24 protein-coding genes are annotated in these 20986 nt (G+C 59.7%); 19 read left to right on the top strand and 5 right to left on the bottom strand.

Annotated features, from left to right (window positions below; translation table 11 throughout):
• Positions 1-19: 19 nt before the first annotated feature.
• From FIV42_RS00665 to FIV42_RS00630, 8 genes are all read left to right on the top strand, one after another.
• The gene (locus tag FIV42_RS00665) at positions 20-2386 is read left to right on the top strand and encodes a hypothetical protein (RefSeq protein ID WP_141195795.1); all 2367 of its coding nucleotides are present in this window, start codon (positions 20-22) and stop codon (positions 2384-2386) included.
• A complete protein-coding gene (locus FIV42_RS00660; RefSeq protein WP_141195794.1) occupies positions 2383-3276 on the top strand; it encodes a hypothetical protein in 894 nt (297 codons plus the stop codon). The genes FIV42_RS00665 and FIV42_RS00660 overlap by 4 nt, the downstream gene beginning before the upstream one ends.
• Positions 3276-5624 carry a hypothetical protein gene (locus tag FIV42_RS00655; RefSeq protein WP_141195793.1) on the top strand — a complete coding sequence of 783 codons (2349 nt, stop codon included), beginning with the start codon at positions 3276-3278 and terminating at the stop codon, positions 5622-5624. Before FIV42_RS00660 ends, FIV42_RS00655 begins: the two co-directional genes overlap by 1 nt.
• Positions 5617-6525, top strand: a complete 909-nt coding sequence (locus FIV42_RS00650) for a hypothetical protein (protein ID WP_141195792.1) — start codon at positions 5617-5619, stop codon at positions 6523-6525. The genes FIV42_RS00655 and FIV42_RS00650 overlap by 8 nt, the downstream gene beginning before the upstream one ends.
• Entirely contained in the window at positions 6522-7346 is an 825-nt protein-coding gene (locus FIV42_RS00645; RefSeq protein ID WP_141195791.1) for a hypothetical protein, read from the top strand. Before FIV42_RS00650 ends, FIV42_RS00645 begins: the two co-directional genes overlap by 4 nt.
• Positions 7331-8575, top strand: coding sequence for a hypothetical protein (locus tag FIV42_RS00640; protein WP_141195790.1), 1245 nt, complete (start codon positions 7331-7333; stop codon positions 8573-8575). The genes FIV42_RS00645 and FIV42_RS00640 overlap by 16 nt, the downstream gene beginning before the upstream one ends.
• Positions 8576-8676: 101 nt before the next feature.
• The gene (locus FIV42_RS00635; protein ID WP_141195789.1) at positions 8677-9000 is read left to right on the top strand and encodes a hypothetical protein; all 324 of its coding nucleotides are present in this window, start codon (positions 8677-8679) and stop codon (positions 8998-9000) included.
• 4 nt (positions 9001-9004) lie between these two features.
• Complete coding sequence (locus FIV42_RS00630; RefSeq protein WP_141195788.1) at positions 9005-9184, top strand: hypothetical protein; 180 nt, start codon at positions 9005-9007, stop codon at positions 9182-9184.
• Here FIV42_RS00630 and FIV42_RS00625 read toward each other — a convergent pair.
• Both FIV42_RS00625 and FIV42_RS00620 read right to left on the bottom strand, forming a co-directional pair.
• Entirely contained in the window at positions 9181-9813 is a 633-nt protein-coding gene (locus tag FIV42_RS00625; protein ID WP_141195787.1) for a hypothetical protein, read from the bottom strand. The genes FIV42_RS00630 and FIV42_RS00625 overlap by 4 nt on opposite strands.
• 43 nt (positions 9814-9856) lie before the next feature.
• Complete coding sequence (locus FIV42_RS00620) at positions 9857-10213, bottom strand: hypothetical protein (protein WP_141195786.1); 357 nt, start codon at positions 10211-10213, stop codon at positions 9857-9859.
• 322 nt (positions 10214-10535) lie between these two features.
• Here FIV42_RS00620 and FIV42_RS00615 point away from each other — a divergent pair, with 322 nt between their 5' ends.
• From FIV42_RS00615 to FIV42_RS00600, 4 genes are all read left to right on the top strand, one after another.
• The gene (locus FIV42_RS00615) at positions 10536-11297 is read left to right on the top strand and encodes a metallophosphoesterase family protein (RefSeq protein ID WP_141195785.1); all 762 of its coding nucleotides are present in this window, start codon (positions 10536-10538) and stop codon (positions 11295-11297) included.
• Between the two features lie 370 nt (positions 11298-11667).
• Positions 11668-12096: a Panacea domain-containing protein gene (locus tag FIV42_RS00610; RefSeq protein WP_141195784.1), complete on the top strand. Its 429-nt coding sequence runs from the start codon at positions 11668-11670 to the stop codon at positions 12094-12096.
• Positions 12097-12111: 15 nt separating this feature from the next.
• Entirely contained in the window at positions 12112-12810 is a 699-nt protein-coding gene (locus FIV42_RS00605; protein ID WP_141195783.1) for a hypothetical protein, read from the top strand.
• Between the two features lie 257 nt (positions 12811-13067).
• Complete coding sequence (locus FIV42_RS00600) at positions 13068-14009, top strand: hypothetical protein (RefSeq protein ID WP_141195782.1); 942 nt, start codon at positions 13068-13070, stop codon at positions 14007-14009.
• Positions 14010-14020: 11 nt separating this feature from the next.
• Here the strand turns inward: FIV42_RS00600 and FIV42_RS31355 are convergent, their stop codons facing one another.
• Positions 14021-14251 carry a helix-turn-helix domain-containing protein gene (locus FIV42_RS31355; RefSeq protein ID WP_222615351.1) on the bottom strand — a complete coding sequence of 77 codons (231 nt, stop codon included), beginning with the start codon at positions 14249-14251 and terminating at the stop codon, positions 14021-14023.
• A 277-nt stretch (positions 14252-14528) separates the two neighbouring features.
• Here FIV42_RS31355 and FIV42_RS00590 point away from each other — a divergent pair, with 277 nt between their 5' ends.
• From FIV42_RS00590 to FIV42_RS00575, 4 genes are all read left to right on the top strand, one after another.
• Positions 14529-15551 carry a hypothetical protein gene (locus FIV42_RS00590; protein ID WP_141195781.1) on the top strand — a complete coding sequence of 341 codons (1023 nt, stop codon included), beginning with the start codon at positions 14529-14531 and terminating at the stop codon, positions 15549-15551.
• A gap of 293 nt (positions 15552-15844) precedes the next feature.
• The gene (locus FIV42_RS00585) at positions 15845-16261 is read left to right on the top strand and encodes an SPFH domain-containing protein (RefSeq protein WP_141195780.1); all 417 of its coding nucleotides are present in this window, start codon (positions 15845-15847) and stop codon (positions 16259-16261) included.
• A complete protein-coding gene (locus tag FIV42_RS00580) occupies positions 16251-17639 on the top strand; it encodes a hypothetical protein (RefSeq protein ID WP_141195779.1) in 1389 nt (462 codons plus the stop codon). Before FIV42_RS00585 ends, FIV42_RS00580 begins: the two co-directional genes overlap by 11 nt.
• Positions 17640-17823: 184 nt before the next feature.
• Complete coding sequence (locus FIV42_RS00575; protein ID WP_141195778.1) at positions 17824-18105, top strand: hypothetical protein; 282 nt, start codon at positions 17824-17826, stop codon at positions 18103-18105.
• Positions 18106-18281: 176 nt separating this feature from the next.
• On the opposite strand, the gene FIV42_RS29905 is transcribed toward FIV42_RS00575, so the two are convergent.
• Complete coding sequence (locus FIV42_RS29905) at positions 18282-18440, bottom strand: hypothetical protein (RefSeq protein WP_168210299.1); 159 nt, start codon at positions 18438-18440, stop codon at positions 18282-18284.
• 197 nt (positions 18441-18637) lie between these two features.
• On the opposite strand from FIV42_RS29905, the gene FIV42_RS00570 reads away from it, so the two are divergent.
• The 3 genes from FIV42_RS00570 (at position 18638) to FIV42_RS00560 (ending at position 20016) form a co-directional block, all read left to right on the top strand.
• Complete coding sequence (locus FIV42_RS00570) at positions 18638-18931, top strand: hypothetical protein (RefSeq protein WP_141195777.1); 294 nt, start codon at positions 18638-18640, stop codon at positions 18929-18931.
• Complete coding sequence (locus FIV42_RS00565; RefSeq protein WP_141195776.1) at positions 18924-19448, top strand: HNH endonuclease; 525 nt, start codon at positions 18924-18926, stop codon at positions 19446-19448. The genes FIV42_RS00570 and FIV42_RS00565 overlap by 8 nt, the downstream gene beginning before the upstream one ends.
• A 145-nt stretch (positions 19449-19593) precedes the next feature.
• Positions 19594-20016 carry a KH domain-containing protein gene (locus FIV42_RS00560; RefSeq protein WP_141195775.1) on the top strand — a complete coding sequence of 141 codons (423 nt, stop codon included), beginning with the start codon at positions 19594-19596 and terminating at the stop codon, positions 20014-20016.
• Here FIV42_RS00560 and FIV42_RS00555 read toward each other — a convergent pair.
• Positions 20005-20985, bottom strand: coding sequence for a hypothetical protein (locus FIV42_RS00555; RefSeq protein WP_141195774.1), 981 nt, complete (start codon positions 20983-20985; stop codon positions 20005-20007). The genes FIV42_RS00560 and FIV42_RS00555 overlap by 12 nt on opposite strands.
• Between the last annotated feature and the right edge of the window lies 1 nt (position 20986).

Here is a 20986-nt window from a genome sequence, read left to right as displayed (position 1 = left end):
ACTCACAATTGACTACGAGGTGCGAGACAAAGCCACCGCGGCGCTCAAGGACGTCGAGAATGGGCTGAGGCGCAACCGCCGGGAGTTCCGCGACCTCAACAAGGAGGCCGACGAGTGGAACGTCCAGGCGGTCAAGAGCAAGGGCGCGACGAAGGGCCTTGGCGGCTCGTTCGGATCCCTTGGCGGGGCGGTCACCAAGTTTGCCGGGCCGCTTGCGGCCGCCACTGGCGGGCTTGTGCTCTTCCAACAGGGGCTCCAGAAGACCATCGAGCTCAACGAGAAGCTGGCCGACTATCAGGCCGTCCAGGGGGACCTGCGTCAGTCGATCGAGAATACCGGTCTCGGTGCCCAAGTCGCCGAAGGTCACTTCGAGTCGATGCGTGGTGAGATTCGCGACGTCTCCGAGGACGTCGGCGCGTCGGTCACCGAACTGTCGGCCGCGATGCGCGAACTGACGACTCGCACAGACACCGTCGAGGACTCCTCGAAGAACCTGAACCGCATCCTCGCGCTGTCTCACCAGTCGGGCAAGGACTACACCGAAGTCGCCAAGGCGCTCGGGCAGGCGATCACCGGCGACCTCGGTCCCCTCAAAGAGATGGGCATCCTGTCGGATGCTCAAATCCAGAATTTCAAGGGGATGGCCGACCGGGGCGAAGGTGTCGCGCGTGCCCTGGACGTGCTCGACCAGAAGACCCGCGGCTTTGCCAAGGGGCTGCCCGAGAGTGCAAAGGCGGCCGGTCGTCTGGACGCCTCATTGGAGCGTCTGGAGGTTGCCTTCTCCGACCTTGTGGGTGTCGACGAGATTGTCGGCGGCATGGCCACGGCCGTCGAAGGCGCCGCCGGTTGGGTCGAAGAGTTCGTCGAGGCATGGGAAAAGGCGCCGGAGCGGATTCGCGACGTCGGCAAGGAGATCGACAAGCTCCCGAAGAAGGAAGGGGAAGAGGGCGCCGGTGAGATCGACACAGACTCCTACGAGTTTCGCCGCGATCTCCAAAAGAAGCTCATCAAGGGCGCAAAGTGGCAAGCCGACCAGCGTCGACGCCTCATCAAGGAGAGCAATCTCGGGTGGGCTCGTGAAGAGGCGGCGCTCGAACGAGTCAATCAGCTTGAGCAGGACCGTATTGCTGAAATTCGCGAACGCTATCAAGTCGAGCGTGTGGGCACCACCGCCAACCTCGACGCCAAGATCAAGCTCGCGGAACTCGAACGCGATATCCTCGAGGCAAAGTCCGAACAGGAGCGCTTCGACCTTAAAACGCAGAAGCTGCTGCAAGAGATTTACTACCAGCGTCAGAAGGATCTCAACGCTGCCGCAGCAGAGGCGGAAAGAGAGAAGCTCAGGACCTTCTACTCGCTCAAGGTCAACAACCTACTGCGCAAGCGTGGCGACGAATGGGACCGGATAGCCGAGTCTCGCGAAAAGGCCACAGAGACCGACCAAGGGCTCTCCGAAGAGGAGATGGAGCGCCGAAAGGCCGACATCCGCTTCGAGGCGCAACAGCGGCTACAAGAGCGTTTGGCTGACCTTCGAGCCGAGAGGCGGAAGGAGAATCGTCAGAAAGCCATCGAGGCGATGCGGGCCCGATATGACGCTGAGATCGATGAGATCAAGCGCACGCACGATGAGTGGCTGGAAGGCCACCGGGAACGGACGCGTGAGACTCTCGACGCAGTAGCGGCCAGACGAGAGACCCTGACCTCCAGTTTCGAGATTGGCGGGTTCACGCAGGCCGGGGCAGACCTCATCGGTCAGTACAACGACCGACTCGCCGAGCAGGTCTCACTCGTCGGCGATCTGTCGAGTGAAGTCGGCACGATGGCAGGCGCGATCGATGAAGCCTTCAACAAGCAGTGGGACTTTGGCAAGGCCGTTGATGCTACGACGGCCGGTATCGATGCGCTGGCAACGGCCGGAGGTGCAGCCGCCGGTATCCTAGGCGATTCAGTCAAAGAACAGGCCGCGATCCGGGCGGCCTTTGAAGCGGCTTCCGCCGCTGCTGCTGCCGCAGCCGCGTATTTCTTCCCGGCGAATCCGGGGTTCTGGGCGAGTGCGGCGCAACACGGCGTTGCCGCGGGCATGTTCGGGATCATTGCCGGGACTGCACCCAACGTGAAGACGGGATCGGGAGCCTCGGGCGGGTCCGCCGGTGGTGGAAGCACGTCCCCGTCGATTCGTGCCGGTATCGATCAGCGCGCAGCCTTTGAATCGATGAAGCGCGCCAACCTCGAAGCCTTGCGAGAGGCACGTCGAGAGGCCCGCGTGGTCAACAACTACAACTTCCAAGGGGCCACGCTGCTCGACGGCAATGTGGCAACCCAGCGGCGCGTCGATGCGGCCATGCAGCGCCGACGACGTCTGCAACTTGGTGGAGGTCGCGCATGATTAAACGTGACTTGTGGCTCTATCCTATCGAGTTCGCCGAGAACGTCTCCTTTCGCTTCATCGAGTCGGGCGCGGTCTACCTCTTCGTGATTCCCGCGGGCATCTATTACGCCTATCGAAATGAGTTCAGCGCCGAGTATCCGTCCCTCTTCGACGTCATCGAAGGGAATCTCAACGGCGGGGTGCTGACCGGAAACTACGAGTTCCAGGTCGCGACACCGACATTGTCGAGCGACTTCAGCGACGGGGGCATCAAGCTCGTCAAGACGAGCGGGTCCGTCAGCAACTTCGGGTGGGCCTTCAGCTACGGCACATTCGACGACACGCTCAAGGATGTGCTCGGGTTCGCCGGGGCCGACTCCAACCGTTTCACCAGCGGCACCGAGCTCGTTGGCGACCTCGCTCGCTCGGGATGTTGGCTCGAACCGGAGATTAGCTTTCGAAAGAAGCGAGGCAACGCCAAGAAGATCCAGTTCCGCAATCCTGGCCACACCTCGAGAACCATCCAGAACACGCGATGGGGCTCTTTGAGGGTCCGCCGCGTTCGCTATGGCTGGATACCGGCGGCGCATGTCCATGAAGGCAAGGTCAGCGAGCCCGGATATGCGGAAGTTGCTCGTCTCGCTCAGGGCGACGAGGGGAATCTCTGGTTTGATGTGTGGGAGCACGGGCTGTCGACCTATCGGCACTCGATTCTTATTCACGACGAAGGCGCAGACGACCTCGAAGTAGCCTCTCATCCATTCGAGATCGTCTACGCCGGAGCCGAGTCGGCATTCGCGAGTGACTTCGGTGAGACCCTCCAGGAGCGGGGCGAACTGGCCGACTTCTGGACGATCGACCTTGTTGTCGAGCGTCACCCGACCATCGGCAACTACGGGGTGGGATAATGGCTCTCAACACTCAAAATACCGCGTTTCAGAGCGTCGCGCTCGGGCTTCAAATCGAAGGGGTGCCTTACCTCGACGACTACAAGCCATTCGGCGCTCTGTTCACCTGGGGGATTCCAGATAGCGACCTCGTTCCGAGCTACGGGGTCGAAGCACAGCCGCTCTCCGAGGAGATGATTCCCGACAATATCGACGGGTCTGCCGACTTCTGGGAAGGGGGACTCGGGCTCCAGGCGGGCACGTTCCGGCTCGTCGCTTCCGAGGCAGTGACCAAGAGGCTGTGTGCATCGCCGCGGGCCGAAGGGTACGTGACGGCCGACGTCACCAGCTCGACCCAGACGATCACCGTCACGAGCTCCCGCATCCCCGAGGCCGGGGAATACCTCTACATCGGTGACGAGACCGTCTACGTGCGAGCCGTCTCATCGGCTGGCATCGAGCACGAGTGCACCGTCTGGCGGGATGTCGCCGAGTCACCAGGGCAAAGTCACCTCGCGGGGGACAAGGTCTACTGGCGGCCGCCGTACTACAAGCACCGACGTCTGTGGCTGTACCTCTTCGACAATCTCCGGGGTACGAAGGAGCGGGTCTGGCACGGCTTTCTCGACTCCATCCGCTCGAACGACCAACAGACTTTGATTGAGATCGGCGGATCTGACGCATTGGTCACGCTATACGGGGCGGAGGGCGGCACCGACCACCCCTGGGACACGACGGACCTCCACTACGCAAAGAACGGGGAACTCAGCGGCTCGCTGTCCTACTCAGGGAGTGAGCCAGATTGGGCGACGTCGTCATCGTCGAAGGTCTTTCAGGTCGGAGACCAACTCTACCGCTTCCGGCAGGAGGGCGGGAGCCTGACTCCGTTGGTACCGCTCGACCTCACCACGCATGACGAGGAAGAGGGGACACCGGTCCGAGACAAGACGGTCAGAGAGGTGCTCTGCCTGCTTCGCGAGCAAGACAACGGTCAACCCGCTGACACTTTCGTACAAAATGTCTTCTCGGCCATCTACGGGCCCGAGGGTCATGCCGCCGCGATCGCGCTTGCTCTGATGCTGTCCAACGGCGGGACGTCCGACAACAACCCGGTCGTCGACGGTCAGTATCTCGTCTTCGACGTATTCGGTCAGTCGTGGGGGATGGGGATCCCCGTCGACATGATCGACGCCGAGTCATGGAAGCGTTGCATCGACACCGTACCGGCACCGGTCGATCGGCTCGTCTTGAATTGGGATGAGCGGTTCAGCCTCGAAGACGTGATTCTCAATCAGCTACTGATTCCCTACGGCTTCCGGCCTGTCCCGACCGAAGCAGGGAAGCTCGCGCTACGCCATCTCGAGACGTGGACTCACTCGACCATCGAAGAGCTGACGAACGATGACGGCACCGGCTCGTTTGCCTACCTGCTGCCGGAGCGGATCGAGACTGATTGGCGAGTGAACGAGGTGAACGCTCAGGTCCGAGCCAAGCTCGGAGGCACACCCTACGGTGCGGAGCCGGATGCAGTGACCTCAACTCAGTTGGTCGGAAACAGAACCGACTATCAGGGCAACCAGTCTCCGTTCAAATTCGACATGTCGCTCAGGTTCAAGAGCAGACGTGATGAAGTCCAAATCTGGCTCGACGAGCAAAGCAAGAAGCGCCGGGAGACGCCGCCGGTTCTTCAATGCGTGCTGCCGCTTCATACACGCGATAGCTACCGCTCATTGGGCGAACGGGGCCGGGTTCCTCAGCTTCTCCAGTGGGTCGCCGTTTCCACCGACAACCTCGCCGGTGACAGTCCCGAGCTGATCGGCCCCGATGGGAGTCGCGTAAGCCCACGCGACACCGACATCACCTTCATCGGCCTCGTGATCGCGCGAACGCTCCGGTTCAAAGACCAGCGCGTCGACGTCGATGTTCTTCTCGTGAACTGGTCGATGAATGACCATCCGTCGATGCTCATCGCACCGGCCGATCGAGTCATTTCGTACAGCACCAGCACCGACGAGATGGTTCTGGCCGGGGACTACGAGACCGTCTCGGGAGACACAGGCTTCACCGCCGGAGACGAGATTGTGCTCGTCGAAGAAAGCGGAAGGCATTCGTTCAAGGACCCCGGGTCCCTGACGGTTTCGGCGGTGAACAATTCGACGAAGACTCTGACGGTCTCGGGGATTGGCTACACCATCGGTTCGACCGAGAGGCTCTACGTCCGTCTCGCTGACTACGACGACTACAGCAATCCGGCTGTCGGCAACGCGTACTACAACCACGGTAAGGCCGCGGAGCGGCGCACAGCATTCATTTCTGACGAGGCCGGGACTCTCGGTTCCGCCCTCGATGAAGGGGATAAATATGCCTGAATTCAGATGGTGGGAAGGTCAGGGGCACGACCCCGACCGACCCTACGATACGCTTCTGTTGAACCGGCTGAAGGACAACGCCGGATGGGTGCGTCAGAACCGGGGCAACCACATTGTCCACAACTTCAAGACGTCATCGTCGAGCGACACACAGAAAGACCACATCCGGCCATATTGCTCGGTGAGTCGCTGGCTCACGATCTTTCGAGCGCCGTACTTCGTGCCGGCGGGGCTCCAGCGCCTCGAATGCGGCCTGTTGTGCAGGGTCTCGAACACGGACCTCGACGACATCGGTTCTGATTCCCTCTACCAGGGGCTGGGGCTCGACGTGCGGACCTTCTTCGAGACCGACAGCGGGTCGGGCACGCAGACGATCGTGCCTGTCTTGAGCGGCAACGAAGTCTATTGGCAATGGGCCTCGTGGTACTATGACCTCTCGTCGGAAGTCCTGACTTCCGCAGGTGGTGAGGGCGGCTATTCGCACCTGCATCTTGCGATCAAGAGCCGCTGCCCGATCAACCCCGGTGACAAAGTCTACGACGTCAAGGATGGGACCTACCACGACGCGGTGCTGAACGCCTACGACATCGATAGCCGAGCCTCAAACCACCGGCTCAAGGTCCAGCAAACCGGCGCATTTGACGAAGGGTCGTCGAGCTCCGCGCCCGCTCACAAGGCGAACGAGGTTTGTTGCTTCGGTACAGGGATCGTCGGAGCGGATGGAAACCACACCCTCTCGGGGAGGTTCGCAGACGCGCAGCGGCGCCAGTCCAACGTGTCGGGGCAGGGTCTATACGTCTCGTCGCCCGGTCTCGAAGTCGGCGGGTACAGCAAGGCGTATCGGCTCGTGGCCTCCTACATCCAGCCTGTCTCATTCGAAGTCCGCGAGGTCTACGCATGATCGATGATCTCGAAATCAAGCCTCTGCAGCCGACGAAGGGCCAGACGCCGTCAAAGATGGCTTCGGAAATCAACCGGGTCTCGCAGAGACGTCAATGTCTTGTCCTGGGCCGCGAGCAATACAACGCACCATATGACTGGAGTTACCGGGACTATCACTGGAACTGGCACGGCACGAACGCGAGCAAGTCGCTCTATGTCTACGAAGTGGCAGCTCCGCCTCGGCAGTCACTGTCTCAGGTCGAGGTCTACGCCGACATCCTGCCGATCTACTACGGGCGCTACGCTCAGGCTGAGTCCTTCTCCGATTCCAAGCAGAAGGGGGCCAAGGGAGTCATCCGCTTTTCGGCCGAAGCCCAGCAAATCGACGACGGGCAGACGTCTTGGTCGACGGTGGGCGGCAGCCTCTCAGAATGGCTCTACAAGACCGTGGTCTACACGCCGACGAATCTCCTCGCCGAGAGTCACGTTCTTCGCAATATGTTCTTGCTCTTCGAGGAATCGGAAGACGGGACTTCGTTCGCCTACCAGGAGGGGACCTGGGACCGAGTTCTCGACGCCAGTGTCGAGACCGTTCCCGCAAGGATATCCTTCGGCCTCACCGGCGCCTACAACCCCGAGTTGCCGCTCAGAATCAACATGAACGTCGAGGTGTGGGTGAAGGGCGACGGCGGCGACCCCGGCTATCCCTTCACCGAGCACTCCGGCTGGAATGACGACGGCGGCAACGGCGCGAATCTGCCGGCCGATAACGAAGGGCTTCCGATGAAGAGCAACATGCACCTTTGGATGCTCGGATTCAGCGCGTGGGGCATTTCATGATTCAGCTACAGCAAGCAATCACGCTGCCTGGGCAGGCATCGTACACCTACGGAGAGGCTATTGATGAGCGCGGTATCGACGCCATTGTCGAGGCCGTCAACCACGGCTTTGCGACGTCGGGGCTCAAGACCAATATCGGCGTTTGGACCATTCCAATCTGGACCACGTCGACCACCTGGACGCAACAGAATGCGACCAACCAAGACGACCTCGACGATTACAACACGACGATTCGGCCTTCTCGCGCTGAGATCGGTGGGCTCGACCCCTCCGGCGGCACCGAGGCGTTCGTGTTGGTGTTCGAAGCGTTCGGTTCAGCGCTCGATCTGAGGATTTCCCTCGACGGCTGCCGCAACGGCTACGCACCGGGAGCGCAGGAGGCGCAAGCGATGCTCTCATTCGGGGAGTCTACATCGTGGCAACGCGCCGTCATTGTCGTCGACGACAGCAACGCATCGGCCTTCAAGACGAAGCTCGAATTCCAGTGGAACGAAAGCGGCGGCAGCGATCGGGGCGAGCTCTACGCGGCGACTCTCGAGGAGATTCGCTACGTCAACTTGGCCTACGAGCAGCTTCCTTCGCTCAAAGCCTACGGTAGCGAGTGGATCGGTGCGTATCCCGAGGGTGTGGTGGTCAGAGCCTGGGACGAAGACGGGGCATCGAAGGCATTCGCAACGTCTTCGGCGTACGCACCGTTGATGCGGCGAGACGCAGTGGCGGCAGGTGTTCACGCCGCCGAGTTCGATGGTTCGAACGACTACTTGGTGACCGAGTTCGACCCGATGACGCTCGACGAAGGGTTCCTGCTCGGGGTCGCCGTCGATCAGGCGTCGGCATCTGACTACAACTGGCTCATGGATTTGCAGTCGCAGACTGGCGAGGCCGTTCAACTGCGCGCGCCAACCAATCAAATAGCCGTATTCATCAACGACGGGTCGACCTATTTGGGCGGGTCGATCAGCGACGCCCATGCGGGGTGGATGGACGTTCTTGCGTGGTACGACGGGGCCGATTTACGGCTGTTCAAGAACGGCTCGGAGATAGGCTCATGGTTCATCGGCGCTACGTCACTTGCGGAGGACTGGCGGGTGTTTTTGGGCAAGCGCTACAACAACGGCTTTCACGTCGATGGCGTGATGGCGATGCCGATTGTGCTCGACGGTGCGTTTTCACGACGGCAGGTCGAGCGGTTCATGCAGTGGCGGCGATCAATTCACGGGCTCTATTGAATTGAGAGAACACGCCACACCAACCTATCCCTCGACGTACCGACCAACTTTGAGCACCACTGCGAAGACGGGGCCGAACTGTGTCCGATGAGAGAGCTACAATGTCCGATCTAGAGCGCCGAGTTCAGGGGCTGGAGCGACGCGACGAGAGCCATGCTGAACGGCTTCGTACCGTCGAGCAAGCCCTCGTGTCACTCGCCGAGCTTCCCGACCGCATCGACCGTCTGGCGGATCGCTTCGACGACGTCATTCGCTTGGACGAAAGGGTCAGTCGGCTGGAGTCAGACGGTCACGCAACCCGCGCCGACATCGACATCCTCGAAACGAAGGTCGATGACCTCGCGCTCAAACTCGCGAAATGGGCCGGTGGCATCGTTGCCGCGATGGCCGCACTTCAATTCCTACTCAAATTTGCCGGAGGATGAACCGATGAACTTCAAGAAGTTTCTGAGTCGAAAGCTGTTGCTCGTGATGGTGGTGATCGGTGTCGGGGTGGCGCTCGCCTTCAATGGGATGCTCGACGCGACCGCGGCGGGGTTTCTCATCGGCGCGTACACCGCCTACTGCGGCGGGAACGTCGGGGAGTGGTGGGTACAGCGCGGCACTTAGTCTTCGCCGGCGTCTGAAGACTCGTCAGGAGCGCGTTCAGTTTCCTCTCGCTCTTTAAGCCGTTGAGTGATCAACTCGAACGCCGATTTTCTACGTTCAATGATGGACGGAAACAATTGAACAGCGTCAGTAACATAGAGCGACGTGAGGTCGCCGGGGCCAAGTGTGGTGTCTTGATGCCCTGAGTCGCGCCGAATCGCGAGCAATAGCTTGTCCAAGTCAACAACGCGTTCTTCGTTGAACCCTTCATATGCGCCGTGCGATTCCTTCAACTGAATCTCCTGCCACGCCCGTACAATGTCGTCGCTTCCCCAAAGAGTCAGGTCGCGTGTGAAGGCGGCAACTCGGTCAGCTAGGCCCTCCTGATCAACCGGTTCGTCTTTTTGCTGTTTTCGGTACATATCGAAGATGACTTCGAGAAGATTCTCGTAGACTTCGATTCTGCGCTTCCGAAGGTCCACTTCCACTTCGTGCATCGTCTCGCGATACTTAGTCCAAACAGCCACGAGTACCGTGGCAACTCCCGCTACCAAAGCTGCCGTTATCTTCGGCTCGAGCTCAGTTGCCGCAAATCCAAGCGCGCCAAAAATAACAGCTATCAGAACTACGTTTACAAGACATCCCTTCACTCTTCTACTCCTTCACCCAAACAGCACCAACAGGTGCCAGACGTCAGCGTGAACGTAGGTTCAGCTCATCTAGTCGCCACTTCCCGGAAGCTTCATCGTACGTGGCCTCACACGTCCAGTCGCTTCGGAGCATCGCGCCCATCGGATTCTGCGCGTCCACCCAAGACTCGATCGTCACATTGGTGCCGTCCTCCTCAGTCTCGATGACCGGGTCGGTGCCGAACTCCGCCGTTGACGGCGCCTTCAGGCGGGCCTTGATTCTCTCCTCGCACAACTCTTGCGCGTCTCCCGCGCTCGGTCGGGCCTCGAAGCTGCAGTCGCTACTGGCGAGCACAGCGCCGAACAACACCAGAAAGCACACGCCGAGAACGCCCAGCCAAACCATATCCTTTGTCTTCATCGTGCCCCCATCGCAGTCGGGTCTTGTGAATGCCGAGACGCTAGCAGGCAGAGAAGCGAGCCGTCAATTTACGCGACATCATTCTCCCTCGCAGCGCGATCAACCGAGCTGGTGGAACAGGACGCACGAATATCGTGCACACATGTGCGCTCCTTACCGAGTCGGCTTGACCAGGGTCGACCGCCTATGCTGCAACCGCCGCAGCAGCATGACGGCTTAGCGTCAATCCCCCACGCCGTATCTCGGCTGGCGCTGGTACGAGATCGATATTGTCTTGCTGTCACGGACCCTTCGGGGTCCATTTCCATTTCTTGGAGATCAAATGAAGCTGATCCATCTCTCCGACCTCCACGTCTCCACCCGCGACGATCCCGAGTACCGCAACCTTCAGCACATCGTCGACCACATCACGCGGCACCACCAGGACGCCGCGATAGTGATCACTGGCGACTTCGTGAACAGCGCCAAGGCGTCGGAATTTGAGGTTGTCAGGGAAGCGCTGGCGCCGCTCGCAGAGCACTGCCGTCTCGTGATGACGATGCCGGGCAACCACGACTACAAGCTATGGGGGAACGTCGAGTCAGACGGCGGGCCGGAGCGATTCTTCGAGTTTCGCGAGAAGCTGACGAAGGCGAGGGCGGGCTATCCCTACGTGATGGAGATCAACGGTGTGCAATTGATTGCGCTCGACTCGTGCATGGCCGCCAACGATACCGTTGACTTGGCCCGCGGAAAGATAGGGTACGCGCAGCGAATGCAGGTCGCCGACTATCTCGAGATGGGTTCGCCGCACACCCGCGTGGTGATGTTGCACCACCATCCGTTCTACCGAGATCTGGGGCTCGAACTCGTCGACGCGGACGAGCTGCTGGCCACGCTGGCGGGTCGGTGCGACTTGCTTCTGTTCGGACACCGTCACGTTTCGGCGGTTTGGAGCGAAGTGTTCGGAGTTGGTTGGATTGTGGCCGCCGGTAAGAGTACCAGGGCAGACGCCAGCCATCTCCATTGTCGTGTATTTGAGCTCGAAGCTGGCATCGTTAACTACCGGGGCAATCGGATCGCTCTGGATGGCTCCAGCGTCTGAGCAGGTTGTCGCGAAGCAGAGTTTCGTGTTTTCGTGATCTACTCTCAGAATCGACAGGACGACCATTGAGATGGAGGCGGCAGAGCATTCAGAACTTTCCAGGGTGCAAACTTCGTTCGAGCTACGATCGTTCTTCTATGATTCAAGCTGTCAGAATGGGCATGGAAGGTGGAATGTTTCCGACATTTCTGTTCTTATTGAGGTAGCGAGGTCCTCCAGTGAGGTCGGAAACCGGCAAATCTAGAGAGATTGACAGGTGTCAAGTTCGCACCTACCTTCGCTTTGAAATTGACACGGATGTCAAGTTGTGGCCACGGAGTAACGGCCATTTTACGAGTTTACCTCCAATACGAGGAACACGGAGGTTGTCATGGCTAGCGTACACGATGTCGCTGCATGCATTTTAGAAGAAGCGGGGGAGCTCACGACGATGAAGCTCCAAAAGCTCGTCTATTACTGCCAAGCATGGTCGCTGGTATGGGACGGAAAGCCAATTTTCGACGCTGATATTGAGGCGTGGATTAACGGGCCTGTCGTGCGTGAGCTTTATAACTGGCACGCTGGCCAATTTACCGTAGATTCGTGGCAAGAAGGAGACTGTACCAACCTCACGGATGAGGAAAGAAAGACAGTGACCGCTGTTATCAAGTTTTATGGCGATAAATCCGGTCAATGGCTCAGTCAACTCACTCATCAAGAGTTGCCGTGGAAAGAGGCACGCAAGGGACTCGATCCTACTGAGCGCGGCAAGAAGCCCATCTCTCTTGAGACGATGCAACAGTACTACGCTTCTCTGTGAGTGGACGAGGTTGTTGTGGGGGAGTTGCCCCGGATTCTCGAAGACCTCTTTGAGAAGTGCAGATCGTTAGAAAACGAACTCAGCCGCTTTCGTGCATTTATTGAGCCGTACAAAGCTCTACGTCCTGACTTCCTCGAGTGGAGCGGCTTGCTGGCGGACGGTGGCGAGCCGGGCGACCTGGATCAGTATAAGGCTGAAAGAGATAACGTCCTTGAGCAAATCCAAGGCGTTGAAAAATCCTATCGAGACTTTCTCAAATCGGAACAGGGTCCCAAATACGCCTCCGAAATCGTTCCGCGTTCGGAAAAACAGCCTAAGATTCCCGACAATGCCGAGTTCGACGTTATCAGGAATCAGAAGCCTACGTGGCGATTCCATAGGGTGGATCCCGAACCTGACCAGTTTGGGTTTGTGCTGGATAAACAACAGTATGACGAATTGCTAGAGCGGCTCAGGTCGTTTGAGCAGCGAACGTGGAATGAGATCTTGTTCGGAGATAGAGGGAGCAACCACTTCACTGCGCTCGATAAGATCGTTACGCCAGCGCACGACCGACTGAAAGCATTAAAGCTCGATATGATCGATCAGTTAGTCCAACTTCGAATCAATGGTCCCACGCGTCTGTGGGGCTTCTTCGCGGGAGATTCTCCTCACCTGAATGTCCTTTGGTATGATCCAGACCACTTCGTATTTGACTCCAAACGAGACCAGTAGGCAACTCCAGGGCATACTCTCGAACAGGTCCGCTTCTGACTTGACAGATCGAAGGCACATTCTCGCGAGCTGAACAACTGGAGGGCCGCAAGACTCCCGTATTTTACCGGCCGGGTGGCGCCTACGCGTGCCGCTCGGCCATTTCGCGTCTTCCAGGTAACATCCACTCATCACCGCCAGCAACTTGCGCGAGGAACGCATTGCCCGTAGTCTTACCTCATCGTGAACTAAGATAGCGATTACGTATTGGGACGGTTATGGCGGGAAATCTGCGAAGCCTAAGTGAGTTCAAGATTTGGAAGACTCTGGAGCCACTGGCCGGTGAGCACCGGGCACATCTGATCGCACGGCCCAAGCTCAAGTACCTGTTTGACGATGCTACCGCCGATGAAGATCGGCTGGCGCGCCTCGGAGACTCAGACGTCAACTTTGTTGTGATCGACGACGAGTGGTCACCGCTCTTTGCGGTGGAGTACGAGGGTGCGGACAGGCGCGCCCAACCACAGGACCCGGAAGTTTCGCGGTTCACGAACATGGCTTGCCGTGAACTTGAGCTGCCTCTTGCTCGGGTCACTCGGAGGCATGTATTCGAGCAAGTGCGCGGCTACAGCTACGTGGAATGGCTGGCTGAGATGTACTTCGCGCAACGGGCAATTGACGAAGCATATGAAAACGGCACTATCCCGGCGTTCGAGTACGTTGACCCGATGTCGATGATGGGAACTCACGGAGGATTCCCGTTGTGGATATCTCACAACTCGCGGCTGTTTCTCAGGCGATTGAGTGAACAAGGGCGGATCCAACATGCTTCGCCACTCCTCATTCAAGCTACGGCCAAAGATGAATCCTCGCGCTGTATTGCGGTCACGGTTGTGGAGCCTGGGAAAATGGTGATCGCCAACGCCGCGATCTACCTACGTGGTTTCGGAATCACCGACAAAGAAGCCGCAGCGGAAATTGCGGTGTCGACGCTTGAAAAACGTGTCCAGGAGTATCTGGAAAGCGGCAGCAGCACCGAAACACCGCCAATGCTCCGAAAATTGGTGGAAAGGACATTTCAAGAGTGCACGAATCTCAGCGTCACCGGAGATTCCGCGGCGCCAATCGGCTTCAGCATATCCCGTGAGTTTTCCGGTAAGGGCTCACTTTGGACTCTTGGCTCGCTCGGAAATGAGCCGTCGGTTGAATTTGAAGAATGAACTCGGACGCGTCAGTCGTCTTTCGAGAGTAAGGCAGCTGGCTGTACTCCAAGAGCGTGGGCCAACCGAAACAGCACGTCGATCGACGGGCTCACGTGGTAGTTCTCGAATTTCACCAGGTGGGTGCGGTGCATGTCTGCGCGCTCGGCGAGCTCCTGCTGAGACAGGCCCTTCTCCTTCCGTAACCGACGGACGTTGTCCGCGACTAGCTTCCGCCCCTTTATGCCTACATCTTCGGCCATCGTTCCCGCGCGAGTGATCGTGATACGAACTCGTGAGCGGGAGAGTAGGGCGGTGTTGCCTGGACGTATGTATCAGATTTGGTACATTGGGCCGGTAACCAAAAACGACAAGATGCGGAGGGAGAAAATGCGAGAACGCGCGAAGACCTGGACCACTGTGATCGTACTGATTGTCGGTGTGGCAAGTTGCGCAAGTCAGCCGCGGCCGATGACGCAGCAGAATGTCACCTTTGAGGAGAAGCCACTAGACCGCCAAAAGGGCCGGGTGGAACTGTCGATGGCATTCGACAAACACACGGTTCAGGTCAAAGGCAGTCGAATTCTAAGGTGCGAGAAGATACGGCACGTCGAGACAGTCAACGGAAGCCAAAAAGACCACTTCAGCGAGTCAGTGGGTGAAGTCGACTGTGGCACCGAGCCTGCTGGTGATCTGTATCTTGTGGTGAAGAGCGGGGGGACCAGTCACCGCTTCCTTGGGACGCTAGACGAGGACGGTGAAGCCCTGTTTGGCTTTCAGAAATTCGGGGAAGATGAGTTTCCGATCGATTCTGTTTTCGCATCGGTAGAGTGCAGGGGGGAGTCGAGCTGCTCTCCCGCCAGTGTGAAGCTGCCGGCCGAGACAGCCGCCAACTTGGCGCGATTTCGCGGCACCCCAAGCGCGTATGAGCAGTGGCTCCGAACCTACCCGGATCACGAACTCGCGGCCAACGTGAGAACGGGACTGTCCGAAGCGAAAGAGAAGGCTCTCGAGAAGGCCAACGAGAAGATGACGGATGCCACGGCGCACTTGTCGGCGGGCCGATACGTCAAGGCGTACCGAGCTATTCGAGACTGCCAAGAGAAGAAGCCGGGACACGAAGGGTGCACCGAGCTCGAGGGCAAGCTGGACGCCGCGCTAGCCTCAGTGCGGCCGGCGCGGGTCAAGCACTTTGCCACGACGAGAGACGCGTCCGGCTATGAGATGTACTTCAGCCTGGTCGACGATGACGGTGAGTTCGTGAAGGTGCCGGGCCGGGTTGAGTTCGGCCTAGAGGTATATGGCCGGTATCACGCCATTGCGCGAAAGTGGGTGCGCGAGGGCGACTACAAGGCTGGCAGGGTTGGTCTGCGAAGAGAGAAGACCGTGGCGTTTCTGACTCATGTGCCGTTCGGCAAGTTCTACTACAACCTCCCGTTCATGGGCGCCGAGCAGGCAAGAGAGGTGAAGTACGGAGGGCGCGTCGGACCCATGCGCCTACTTGTTACCTTCAAAGCGCTGACCGGCGAGAAGATACAGGGACAGGCTGAATTCAGTCCCTGAACTGCAACCGATTGCAATCGTTAAAAAATGGGGTTGCATCGCGATCGTCAGGCGATAAACTCGTTCTTGCGCCGGACTCTCCCGCATCTGAGGGGCAGCGACCCCAACCGCTTTTCGAGGTAGGTTGGTGAATCCGGCAAGAAGGAAAAAGCCCGACCAGTTAGAGGCTGGCCGGGCGAAAAATACCGAGAATTCGCCTTCTCGGTGATTTGAGCGAGACGCCCCTCGCTCGCCCACATCATCCCAGACGGCAGATTCTCAGTCAACTCGTTATCGTTGATTGAGGATTCGCTATGTCTGACCACCCATCGAGTAGCCGTACCGGCTACCTGTTCAATCTCGACTTCGGCGCGCCCCAAGGCGTGGACACCAAGCAGGGTCCGCGCGAGGTGTACTACGCGCCCCCCAACACGCTTTTTTGGTCGGCCTGGAGCAGTCAAAAGCTCACCATGGAAGCGGCCGGCTTCCGGGTCTTCAAGGATGACGACGGCGACTGGCGCGTCGCCTTCTGGCCGCACCTGTCCGCGCAAGACGCACTGCAGAGGGCATCATCCCTGTCGAGCGTCCTCATCGAGCGGCGCGAGCAAGAGGCTCGTCGCCTCGATCGCATCCTCGCCGAGGAGACGGGGCCGCGTGCCCTCAAGCGTCGGTCGGAGCACCGAGCCGGCGTCGACCTCGAAGTCATCGAAGGGGGGCGCCATGACTCGTAAGGCACGGATCGTCGACGAAGCCCCCTGCGGCATGCTCATCCCCAAGCTGGCCGACGCCTTGGGCCGCAAAGAGGCCATTTTCCTCCAGCAAGTGCACTACTACGCGCGCAAAAATCGGCTGGCCCGGACCAGCCATGCCCAGCAGGATGGCTCCTGGTGGACCTATCGGACCCACGCCCAGTGGGCCGACGACATCGGGCTTTGGTCAGAGCGGACGAACGAGCGTCTGGCGCGGTCGCTCCGCGAGGCCGGCGTGCTGGTCGTCGGCGAATACAACCGCCGGTCGCGCGACCGTACGGTGTGGTACAGAGTGGACTACGAGGCGCTCGACGAGCTCGTCGGCGGCGTTCAGCCGCGCGCCCCCCTCGTCCTCGACGCTCCCTCCATCCCCATCCTCCCGTCCCTTGTCGATGCCATGGGCGGCGGGTCCAAAGGACTGCGAAAGGCCGTCATCCTCCAAGAAATCTTCTGGGGCATATGCCAGCGTAGGGACCAGGACCGGGTCTCCGGCTGGCTCGTGACGTGGGACAGCCGGAGGGCGCTTGCTCGAAAGCTGCCGTGGTCGAGGCCCTCTATCGACGGATCACTCGCTGATCTGGTCGATACCGGCATCCTCGTGAAGCCAGCTTCCGGCTGCTGGTCAATACGCCTCGACGAGCTCGAGATTGCCGATCTGACAAGCGTCAAAATGCTGGTGGCAAAATCTGACGGGGTGGTGGCAGAATCTGTCGGTATGGTGGCAAAATCTGACGGGGTGGTGGCAGAATCTGTCGGTCTCCTACATGAGGATCTCGATGATGGCCTTTATGAGGGTCCCCATGAGGATTCACCACCCACCCACCAGCGGCGTCGCCGCTCGGCTTCGCCTCACGCCTCGCACGCTGGCGACTCGCCCTCTGACGACCCCCTCCCCCCCGACCATAGGGTCCAAGCCGAAGATGAGATCGAGCGTAGCGAGATCGCGTCGAAGGCGAGTCTTGGCCCCCACCCCCAAACCCCCGCCCCCGCGGCGGACCCGGCCGCCGAGCTCGACTCGAGGCTGCGCGCCGAATGGCCGGCCACCGGCGTCTTCCAGATGCAGGGCCCACCGAAGCCAAAGTATCGCGAAGAGATAGCGGAAGCGATCGAGCTGCTCGGCGGCGTCGACGCCGCCGTAAGCATGCTCACGGCGGTGCTCGAGCACCACTACACCACTGGATTTTTGGGGGCTGACAAAAGTGTAGACGCAAATCTTCTTGTATGGCGAGCCACCCTGGTATCTAGGTGGGCCGAGACCGGCCGGATAACGCCGCCGAGCCGGCGCGAAAGACGCCGCCGCCGGGCGGTCAACCGGGGCGAGCACCCGGATGCGACGCCCGACGAAATCGACTGGAATTGATTCTCGAAAAAGGCCTTGATTCGAGATCTAACCATGTCAGAATAGCTGTAGAACATTGATCCAGCGCGCCGATTCCACTCTGGGACCGAGGCCCCAGAACGGCGCGTAAGGATTCCGGCCCCGCCCAACCGTGGTCGCTCCTCCCGGATCGTCGAAGCTGACGAAAAGGAAATAGGAGATGACCATGTCTGAAAACGACCAACGACCGAGAATATCTGCCGAAGACCGGCGCTTGCTCGAACTCGAGGGTGAGCGTCGCGAACTCTACGCGGAGTGGGACGAGCTTGTCCGCAAAGGCGCCGTGCGCATGCCCAAGCGGCTTGAGCGAAAGCTCGAGGACAACCGGGCTGCCCGCCGCCCGCTTCAGTACGATCGCACGGGCAACTTCCGCGCGGATCGTCGCCACCTGCTCAAGGGATGTGGCCTCGACCTATCCCTCCTCGACAACGATGAGGTGGAGTCGTGAGATACCAAGACGACACCTCCGCAGTCGATCATGCCCATGTGGACATGAGGCGGGTCGAGCGGGCTATCTACCGCCGTCGGCCGCGCTTCCAGTCGGTCGAAGAATTCGCGGCTTTCGCCCGTTACGCGGCCGATCGATGGCAGGTGCCCGGCGTATCCTCGCCTACGGCCGCTTTTCTAGAGCTCGAACGGCTCGGGACGCGCGTTGACACTTCGATGCCGCCGGTCGGGGCCTACGAGCCCGTAGTGGTGGACCACCTCGCTACGGTACGCGCCGTTCTTCTCGACGCCGCCGAGCACGTCGACGAGCACCGTCTTTGGCGCTGGGGCCAGCATGATCTCCAAGGTGTGCCTCAGACCCACCTTGCCGAAGACGAGGGTGTCAGCACGAGCACAATGTCCGACTGGATCATTGAGTGCCGGGACGTGCTCGCTTGGGTGCTCGCGCGCCGCGGCATGATGGACTCGCATCACCTAGACGAAGGGGGGCGCTAGTGAAGGATTTCCCACCGACATCGGCGGAGTGCCGACTCGTGCACGGCGGAGACTATGCCATCTGCACCGACGGCGCGGTCTGGTCGATCAAGAGTGGTGAGTGGCAGCGGAAGGCGGTCTGGACAGAGCACGGCCACCGCACCGTCGAGCTCTACAGGCACGGGCAGCGCACGCGGCGACGAGTTTCGGTGATGGTGCGAGAGGCCTTCGATAACGACAACGAGCGGAAGAACGACGAAGACAACGAGCTGCGCTGGTATCTGCGCCGCCAGTACGGGCTCGACGATAACGAACTGCAGGCGCTCTTCAACGAGGAGTACGACGATGAATGATCTTTCCAGAAGCACTCTCCCTAAGACTCTCGCCGCCAAGCTCCAGCCGGGCGAACAGGTGCGTCACGTGCCTGGATTCGAGGGGATCTACTACATCACTTCGGAGGGCCGCTTGTGGTCGACCCACCGCAGTCAATGGGTCGGAACGGGGACCGACGGGCACGGCTATCCGCAGGTAACCCTTCGCCATGATGGCCGAAAAGCGCGCGCGAGAGTGCACGAAATCGTCATGGAAGCATTCGTAGGGCCGCGGCCAGACGATCAAATCGTTCTGCACGCGAACGACAACCCCGCCGACAACCGACTCGAGAACCTTGAGTACGGTACTCGTGGTGACAACTTGCGGGATGCCTACAGGAATCGCAGGCGCGGCAAGCTCACACAGAGCGTCGTAAGCACGATGCGCTGCCTCCGGCGCGCGAGGGGCTACTCGGTAAACCAACTCGCACGCGCGGCCGGCGTGGACAGCTCGACCATGAGTCGGGCGTTGCGTGGCAAGACGTGGGGGGGAGAATGAGCCCGGATTCGCGCCCCCCGATCTTCACCAGATAGAAGTGAAGGGGGCGCCCGGGAGGCCGAATCGGTCTCCAACCTCGGCGGGCGCCCCTTCCCTTATTGCAACTGCAACCGATTGCAACCACGATAACGACCAGGACACGACGATGACGACGACCGACGAACGAATCGAACGCCACCTCGACAAACTGGACCGCCACGTTGACCGGCAGGACCGCTTTGACCAACTCCGGCTTCAAGCCAGCCGAGAATTCGACGAGGTGCTCTTCGCTCTCTTCAACAGGCATGATCGCACAAACAAAGAGGCGCTGCGGCCCGACCAGCTTGCCGCTGAGACGATTCGCGCCTCGATCGAGCTATGGGTGCGGAGTCTCGTCTCGAAGCCCGACGCCATCGACGTCGCGCTCGTATCGACATCGGACACTCACCTCATCGAGATCACATGTCACCCGGATGACGCTCCGAAACTGGTGGGGAAGGGCGGACGAGTCATTGAGGCGCTCAAGGCTCTCGCCGGCGCGTTGGCCGGTAAGCACTCGGTTCGTTGTCGCGTCGAACTACTGGTCTGACCCAGAAGCCGATTGCAAACCAAGGGGACTTGCTTTGGTCCAGTTCCGTTGAAGCTCTTCATCCATGGCGAACAGGCGAATTTCGTCCGAGTCGAAGATCTCATCGCGGGTGCGTTTTCTTAGAACTCTTTGCGCGTTAGCTTTGCTCTTCTCGCGGAAGTACTCAGGCGGATTATCGTGGGCCTGACTATGCCATTCTGCTTGCTCATTCAGGTAGCGAAGCAATGCCTCGGGTAGAGTGTGCCACCCGTCGAGTCGCAGCGTACCGTCTGCATGTATTCGCGGGCAGACGTCAATCGCTGTGGCGGAAGTGGGATGAATTTTGCCGATGAAGATAAAGCGGGGCATCTTTACATAGGTGCACAGAGTGCCGGCGACTCTCTTCACCGCTGTGTGAAAGCTCAATCCCAAGAACCGGTTGAGGTAGCTCGAAGGCTGAACGTCCAGCAGCTCCCATTCAAAGACGACATGCAGCGGGAGGGCGTAGTGATGGAACGGGCCGACATCATCTCGCCTGCCGTTGAGGTACTGCTTCCAGACTTGCTTCGCACGTCCGATTCGGCGCAGATCGGCAGGGCCGAATTCATCACTGAGCTCCCCTCTCTTGGACGCAGCGGCGATCACTCGCCAAGAAACCGACGCGGCAAAACGACGCAGCCACTCCCCGTACTTGATGAAGGCGAGCCTTTCGCTGTTCTCTTGCGCCGATAGGCCAACTGGTTGCCCAAAAAATGGATGGAACAAATATCGTAGAAACGGATCATCGCCGAGCTCTGCATGTAGCCGCTCACATTCCCGGCACAGCAAGTCGAGCTTGTCGATGTCCTGAACATTTCGTTCACCCGAGGTTGTCACAAATGTCGGGTGCTCCTCCAGTAGTCGCCTCTTGGCTGCGCGGCCGACCGCTTTCGGGATGATGTGGCTCTCCTCAAGAGATCGCCGTTTCTGACAGAAAGCGCAGGTTTCCATT

The sequence above is a fragment of the Persicimonas caeni genome (assembly GCF_006517175.1).
Taxonomy (GTDB): domain Bacteria; phylum Myxococcota_A; class Bradymonadia; order Bradymonadales; family Bradymonadaceae; genus Persicimonas; species Persicimonas caeni.
The sequence above is the reverse complement of the archived record's forward strand: the minus strand, read 5'-3'. Positions and strand labels throughout refer to the sequence as shown.